This window comes from Microseira wollei NIES-4236, from assembly GCF_020521235.1.
GTDB classification, from domain to species: Bacteria; Cyanobacteriota; Cyanobacteriia; order Cyanobacteriales; family Aerosakkonemataceae; genus Microseira; species Microseira wollei.
Genome location: NZ_BLAY01000291.1, coordinates 1 through 7,616 on the forward strand (window position 1 = coordinate 1; position 7,616 = coordinate 7,616).

Genomic DNA, 7,616 nt, shown 5'->3' on the forward strand with positions numbered 1-7,616 from the left:
CCCTACATTGATTTATGGTTGTCGGGGCACGGCATTCTGCCATCTTTGGTGGATACCAAAGGTGATTGACGCCGTGCCCCTACATTGATTTATGGTTGTCGGGGCACGGCATTCTGCCATCTTTGGTTGATACCAAAGGTGATTGACGCCGTGCCCCTACATTGATTTATGGTTGTCGGGGCACGGCATTCTGCCATCTTTGGTTTGTACCAACATTTATTCATGTTCCCTACATTGATTGATGGTTGTCGGGGCACGGCATTCTGCCATCTTTGGTTGATACCAAAGGTGATTGACGCCGTGCCCCTACATTGATTGATGGTTGTCGGGGCACGGCATTCTGCCATCTTTGGTTTGTACCAACATTTATTCATGTTCCCTACATTGATTGATGGTTGTCGGGGCACGGCATTCTGCCATGTTTGGTTGATACCAAACGTTATTACACGCCTTGCCCCTACCCGCAAACCTGCAACCCCATACATTCAATTCCACAGGTAAGAACGGCTTTAGATTTTCTTTATAAATTGACTGTTTTAAAAGAGCGCAAAAAAGTAGTTCATATTTTACAGAAAACGCCCTGGTGAAAATAGTTCAATAGACTGTGAACCACAAAGGGTGTAAGAAATATATGCAAATTTTAGGAGCAAGTAAATTTGACCAGTGCGCGCTCAACATGTCTTTGATTAATATTTGTAACCAAAACAGCTATGTGGGTCAAGAGATGCTAAAGATATACAACGCTTGGAAAGACGAGACAGGGGAAGCTGTGAACAATCCTTGGTTAGAGTTGCAACAATTTACCATCTACGTTCCCCATCCCGACCAAGAATATGAAGATATGACCTTAGAAGCAGGTCTAACGAAAGGTTACAACATCGAAGTCAAGCCGGTAGAAGATAGAAGCCAAGTGCCTTATAAAATACCAGAAGGAGGACATTTCGTAGTAATCTTGAAACAAAAAGGACTCAATGCAGATTTTGCGATCGCAGCGACTGGGGTTTTCATTCGTCCTTTGGGAATTCTCAGTCTTGATATCATCGTTGACCAACAGAAAAACGAATATCAGTCCGTCGTAGTACTGCACCCAGTCATCAGGGACTACCCGTCAGGTTGGCAAGAAAAAGTGAAAATGTTTTTCAGCGGCGATATCAGAGGGAATGACCTGCCAAACTTAGTTGGACATGTTGACCAAGCGTTCAATCGCGACTATCGACCCCCCTCTTGGAATGAAGTTTACTTGTCAGCAAGTGGATTTAAAGGGTTTTGAAACAATGGGGGGCGCGTCAGGATAAAATTTCGATTACAGCGGATTGCCAGCTAGTGAAGGAAAGCCTTATGGCTTCGTTTGTGTAGCGGCAGCATTAATGCTGCCGCTATACAAACGAAGGTGTACCATCTAAGGCTGTAGCTATATCCCATAGATCGCTGGTATAATCCGCCCCTACACCCTACCAATGAACAATACCCTACCACCAGAATGCATTCTTCGTCCAGCGACAAAAGAAGATATTTGGACAATTCGGTTCTTGGTACTGAGTGCCAAACTTGACCCGACTCAGCTGCGCTATTCGCAATTTTGGCTGATTGAATGCGAGGGAAAAATAGTCGCTTGCGGACAGTTGCGCGCGTTTGAAGAGGCGCAAGAATTGGGGAGTTTAGTAGTAGCAAAAAATTGGCGCGATCGCGGTCTTGGCAGCTATTTAACCAAGTATTTAATCCAGCAAGCAACCCAACCGCTTTATTTAGAATGTTTGGGTGAAAAACTGGTGCAATTTTATACCCGTTTGGGGTTTGTGCCAGTTACTTGGAAAGATTTACCGCCATCTCTGAAATGGAAGTTTGGCATTACTCAATTCGGTGCTAAAGTTTTGCCCTTCATTTCGGTAACAATTATGCAGTATCGAGGTGCGGTTGATTGACAAAGCACCTTGACGAAGTAATTAGCGTCTAAGTAACCTGAGTGCGATCGGCATAATAAGATAGAATAATCCGGATGCAGTAATGTAAGCAAGGATTGCTCTCAGGAGAGAAGAGAAAGTGAAACAGTTGAGCTTTTTCCCAGAAGCGGACTCACAGATTATACCTGTAGAAACGACAAATTGCCACGAACGACGGTGCATCGAGAAAAAGTTTTCGCCAATTATGCGGGAAGAATTGCGATTAGGTAAACTGGTTGCCTACGGAGGCAACAAAGCAATTCCTCTACTAAGTCTATTTAGATATAAAGAGGCTTTTGCCTTCGGATTTGTTAAAGAATTTATTCACCGTTTTAGTCTCTCCTCTGACGACTATTTGTTCGATCCTTTTTGCGGTATGGGGACAACTCTATTTACTGCTATGCAACATAATGTACCTGCAATAGGTATAGATCGGTTGCCCATTGCTACTTTTATTGCCCAAACACTTCCTCTTTTCTACTCGTTAGAACCACAAGAAATACGCGAAACGTTTCAAACAATTAGAGCGGGGTTAAATCAGGCTGAACCTGCTGAAATTGCTGATGATGTGGCAATAATGAAAGATGCATTTGATCGCGATAATCTTCTCGCTCTACGATGCTGGAAAAGTGAAATAGAAAAATTACCATCGCCCATGAAAGATATTTTTATGCTGGTATTCCTGGCAATTTTGGAACCTTGCAGTTACACGGCAAAAGATGGGCAATTCCTCCGCTTGAACCGGGATAAGCTGATTGCTGAACCCGATGAAATGCTGCAACAAAAAGTCTATGAAGTAGAAAAAGATATTTTATCTTTGCGATATCTATGGGGAGATAAAAAACCGCTTCATATGCCCGTCGTCCAGATGGGGGATGCTCGCGATCTGAGTAATGTTCATTTTGAGAAACCACCCACTGCTATTATTACTTCACCGCCTTATGCAAATAGATACGATTACACTCGCACTTATTCGCTAGAACTATGCTTTAACTTTGTCAAAAACTTTGAAGAGTTAAAAGCACTGAGGTTTGGTATTTTGCGATCGCACATCGAATCAAAAGTCAATCCCACCGATCAACCTCCCCATCCAGTTATTAAAGAAGTCGTAGACATACTCCGACAGCGAAAACTGAATAATCCCCGCATTCCTGATATGTTAACCGCCTACTTTGTCGATATGCGTAAAGTTATTGGCGAGTGGGCGAAAGTGCTAACAAAAGGTGGAAAAGTAGCAATGGTAGTAGATAATGTTCGCTTTGATGGTGAGATGGTGCCGGTGGATCTGGTACTTTCTGAAATGGCAGAAGAAGTTGGCTTCAAGATTGAGCAAGTAATTGTGGCTCGCTACAAAGGTAACAGTTCGCAACAAATGGGTAAGTATGGACGTGTGCCAGTGCGCGAGAGCATCGTTATCTGGCAAAAGCAATAAGGTACAAGCAATGGCATCATCTAACAAACGGGAAGCTTGGTTACTCGATCAGCTGTCGAAAAGCGAATTCTTTCACCAAAAACTTCATGAATGGGGAATGTTAGAAACGGCTAATCTGATCGAACAGGTAAAAGGGGAAACACTAACTTGGAACTGCGACGATCTAGGAATTTCCACAACGGCTTGGAATAAGGTTATTCATCGGGGAATCAAACCTGTAATTGTCTTTGCCCATCCTCAGATTTTAATGAGTATATCTCGTGCCGTTGGCTATTACAGAATGCTGGCAATGGTTTCCCAAAAATCGATGCAGCAGGTGGGATTGCCTAGCAATCGCTACGAGCAAGGAAAAGCCTTCCCCAACGAACAGATAGCATGGGATATTACGCAACACTTGAACAACATTATTAGCCATCTAGTTGAAACAGATGAACAAATAGATGCCCGTGAATTTGATTTATGGCGAGGAATGGCAGCGGGTTCTCAAGCACAGGGTTCCTGGCAGAATGCGAAAGGGAGTAAAGTTGAGATACTGATAAAAGCAATGGTACAACTGAAGCTGAGGGAGGGTAATTGGATTGACAACGAAGCATCTGACACTGATGAAACAGCTATGCAACTAAAAGATGGGCGAAGAATTGTATTTGCCAGCGAACCTGACATCGGAGTTTACAGAAACGAGAGAATTATAGCTGCTGTAGAAATTAAGGGAGGTATAGATACAGCGGCTGTTCTAGAGCGATTTGGAGCAACGCTTAAGAGTTTGATTCGAGCTAAAGAAGCTAATCCAGAATCAATAACTATTCTTATTTTACCAGGTGTTTCGGTTACTACACGAGCAAGAGAAGCTCTAAACGCTAACCGCAATGTCGTCAATTACTGGTTTATTTTGGAAGAAGTAATAAACCAAGAAGATAAAAAAGAAGAACTGTTTAGATTACTCGCTATTTAAAATGCTGGAATTAAAAGAACGCTTGCACGAACATCTGAAGAAAATAGTACGCGATCGCGACCCCTACTTCGCCGCCTCTGGACATTTTTTCGTCCAGCAATACATCCGCGAACAGATGCAACAATGGGGAGATGTAGAAACCCACTCATTCACCGTGGGCGGCAAAACCCATGATAATTTAATCTTAAATTTACCCCCCTGTCATTCCCAGGCAGAGCATGGGAATGAGGGGAATCTCATCCTCAATTTACCCCCCAAGCATTCCCAGGCAGAGCATGGAAACGAGGGGGGCAAGGGGGGATCTCCTATTTTAATCGGCGCACATTACGACGCCGTCCCCGGAACTCCCGGTGCGGATGACAACGCTACAGGTGTCGCCGTATTGTTGGAATTAGCACGAGCATTTGCCGCACAACCGGGAAAATATCCCGTGCGACTCGTAGCGTTTGATATGGAAGAGTACGGTTTATTAGGCAGCACTCAATATGCGGAAGATTTAAAGCAACAACGACAATCGCTGCGGTTAATGCTGTCATTAGAAATGCTGGGTTATTGCAATTCTACTCCCGGTTCGCAACGCTACCCCGCTCCTTTGTCACGCTTTTACCCGAATACGGGTAATTTTATCGCTTTGGTTGGCAATTTAGCGACGATTGGCGACTTAATTCAACTGCGGGGTAAGATCCGCCAATCTGGTACGCCTTGCGAGTTGTTACCCGTACCAAATCGCGGTTTAATCGTACCCCAAACGCGACTAAGCGATCATGCGCCGTTTTGGGATCGGGGTTATCCAGCAATGATGGTGACGGATACGGCGTTTTTGCGAAATCCACATTATCATCAGGCAAGCGATCGCATCGACACCCTCGACTTAGATTTTCTCACGGGTGTCTGTCGCGGCTTAGAAGTCGGTATTCGGGGACTGCAATCAAAGTTTTAATGTCGCAAAAATAACTAGAAGCGATAATCTAGAAATCCCTATGCGCTTTCGCTGTCTCACCAGCAGCACGTACCCTCGTACAATTGGAATCGGTTTCAATGCAGTACCAAGAACATCTTCCCTTGTCTGAAGTATCTCCTCCCCTCGCACACAAGCATCCGCAGGTGCTTTCGCTACACGGTGACTCGCGCATCGATAATTATTTTTGGTTGCGCGATCGCACTAACCCCGATGTCATCGCCTACCTGGAGGCGGAAAACGCCTACACTAAAACAATGATGCAGCATACGGAACCGCTGCAAGCGACTCTCTACAACGAGATGCTTTCTCGCATCCAGGAAACCGATCTATCGGTTCCCTATCGCAAAGGTGATTATTATTACTACAGTCGCACCGAAGAAGCGAAAGCATATCCGATTCACTGTCGCAAGCAAGGTAGTCTGGATGCACCAGAAGAAGTGTTACTCGATGAAAACTTGCTCGCAGAAGGAGAAGAGTACTTCGAGTTAGGGGTATTTGCAATTAGTCCGGATCAGCGACTTTTGGCATATTCGGTCGATACCAATGGTTCGGAATTATATACCCTGTATTTCCTCGATCTCGTTACCCGCGAACTTTATCCAGAAAGTATCCCGGAAACCGAATATTCCCTCGCTTGGGGGAACCACAATCAAATCGTATTTTACACCCAAGTAGATGAAGCTCATCGCCCGTTTAAGCTGTTTCGCCATAAATTGGGGACTCCGGTAACCGAGGATGTTTTGGTTTACCACGAAACGGACGAATCCTTTAATTTGAGGGTTTATAAAACCCGCAGCGAAGCTTACATTTTGATGCATCTGGGAAGCCATTCCACCTCAGAGGTTCACTTTCTCGATGCGAATATTCCGAGGGAATCTTTTCAGGTTATTTCTGCGCGATCGCATCTCGTTGAATACTCGGTAGAACACCACGGCGACTACTTTTATATCACCACAAACGAAGATGCGATCAATTTCAAATTGATGCGAACTCCAACGGCTAATCCTACTAAGGAAAACTGGGAAACGGTTATTCCCCACCGCGAGGACGTTTTACTCTCTGATGTCAGTGCTTTTTCCAACCATTTGGTTATCTACGAACGCGAGTCTGGATTACCTCAAGTCCGCGGGCGCCAACTTTCCACCGGAAAGGAACATTACATCGCATTTGCCGAACCAACCTACGAAGTTTATGAAGGAGCAAATGCCGAATTCAATACCAATATTTTGCGGTTTAACTATACCTCGCTGGTGACTCCAAATTCGGTGTTTGACTACAACATGGATACCACTGAACGCGAGTTAAAAAAGGAAACTCCGGTTTTGGGAGGATACGATCGCACCCAATATGTCAGCCAACGACTCAATGCGATCGCCCCCGATGGCACCCCTGTTCCCCTCTCCCTTGTCTACAAACAAGGTATTGAACCCAACGGCGCTCACCCTTTACTATTGACAGGATACGGTGCTTATGGTATAGAAGAGCCGGATGCTTTTTCATCGACTCGACTGGCGCTGCTCAATCGGGGGGTGGTGGTAGCGATCGCCCACATTCGCGGCGGGGCGGAAATGGGACGCAAGTGGTACGAAGATGGTAAATTTCTCAACAAAAAGAATACCTTCACCGACTTTATCGCCTGCGCCGAACATTTAATTCAACAAAAATGGACTTCCCCAGAATATCTTGCGATCGAGGGCGGTAGTGCGGGCGGACTGTTGATGGGTGCAGTCGTCAATATGCGTCCCGATCTGTTTAAAGCAGTCGTCGCCAACGTACCCTTCGTCGATGTCGTCACCACCATGTTAGATGCATCCTTGCCCCTGACTGCGATCGAATGGGACGAATGGGGTAACCCAGAGGATAAAACCTTCTACGACTACATGAAGTCCTATTCCCCCTACGACAACGTTGAGGCGAAAGATTACCCAGCAATGCTAATCACCGCTGGTTTAAACGACCCCCGCGTTGCCTACTGGGAACCCGCCAAATGGACTGCCAAACTCCGCGAATTGAAAACGGATAATAATCTATTGCTGCTCAAAACCAATATGGGTGCAGGACACGGGGGTGCATCGGGACGCTACGAACGACTCAGGGAAATTGCCTTCGAGTATGCCTTTCTCTTGGCACAATGGGGTTTGATTCAAGGGTAATGATTTATACCATACCCTCGCAGCAATTACACCCATAAAAATTTAACGAATGTAGGGGCACAGCATTCCCAGTATCTTGATCCAAACCAAGAATTTTAATCCTGCTGATGGCAATTAATTTGTCGTCCAGTAGGGGCACAGCATTCCCAGTATCTTGATCCAAACCAAGAATTTTAAT

Annotated in this window: 7 protein-coding genes; 6 read left to right on the forward strand and 1 reads right to left on the reverse strand. The window is 45.2% G+C overall.

Annotation, left to right across the window (positions count from 1 at the left end; genetic code table 11):
- Positions 1–89: 89 nt before the first annotated feature.
- On the reverse strand, positions 90–485 hold the full coding sequence (locus tag MiSe_RS46095) for a hypothetical protein (RefSeq protein WP_226593595.1): 396 nt from the start codon (positions 483–485) through the stop codon (positions 90–92).
- Positions 486–631: 146 nt separating this feature from the next.
- Between MiSe_RS46095 and MiSe_RS46100 the strand changes: the two genes are divergently transcribed.
- The 6 genes from MiSe_RS46100 to MiSe_RS46125 all read left to right on the forward strand — a co-directional run bounded on the left by MiSe_RS46100 (position 632) and on the right by MiSe_RS46125 (position 7,438).
- A complete protein-coding gene (locus tag MiSe_RS46100; protein WP_226593596.1) occupies positions 632–1,270 on the forward strand; it encodes a hypothetical protein in 639 nt (212 codons plus the stop codon).
- 187 nt (positions 1,271–1,457) lie between these two features.
- On the forward strand, positions 1,458–1,922 hold the full coding sequence (locus MiSe_RS46105; RefSeq protein WP_226593598.1) for a GNAT family N-acetyltransferase: 465 nt from the start codon (positions 1,458–1,460) through the stop codon (positions 1,920–1,922).
- Positions 1,923–2,040: 118 nt separating this feature from the next.
- Complete coding sequence (locus MiSe_RS46110; RefSeq protein WP_226593600.1) at positions 2,041–3,372, forward strand: site-specific DNA-methyltransferase; 1,332 nt, start codon at positions 2,041–2,043, stop codon at positions 3,370–3,372.
- A 10-nt stretch (positions 3,373–3,382) separates the two neighbouring features.
- Positions 3,383–4,324, forward strand: a complete 942-nt coding sequence (locus MiSe_RS46115; RefSeq protein ID WP_226593602.1) for an XcyI family restriction endonuclease — start codon at positions 3,383–3,385, stop codon at positions 4,322–4,324.
- 4 nt (positions 4,325–4,328) lie between these two features.
- Positions 4,329–5,264 (forward strand): M20/M25/M40 family metallo-hydrolase, encoded by a 936-nt coding sequence (locus MiSe_RS46120; protein ID WP_226593606.1) that lies wholly within the window; start codon positions 4,329–4,331, stop codon positions 5,262–5,264.
- A 98-nt stretch (positions 5,265–5,362) separates the two neighbouring features.
- Positions 5,363–7,438 carry a S9 family peptidase gene (locus tag MiSe_RS46125; protein ID WP_226593604.1) on the forward strand — a complete coding sequence of 692 codons (2,076 nt, stop codon included), beginning with the start codon at positions 5,363–5,365 and terminating at the stop codon, positions 7,436–7,438.
- Positions 7,439–7,616: the final 178 nt, after the last annotated feature.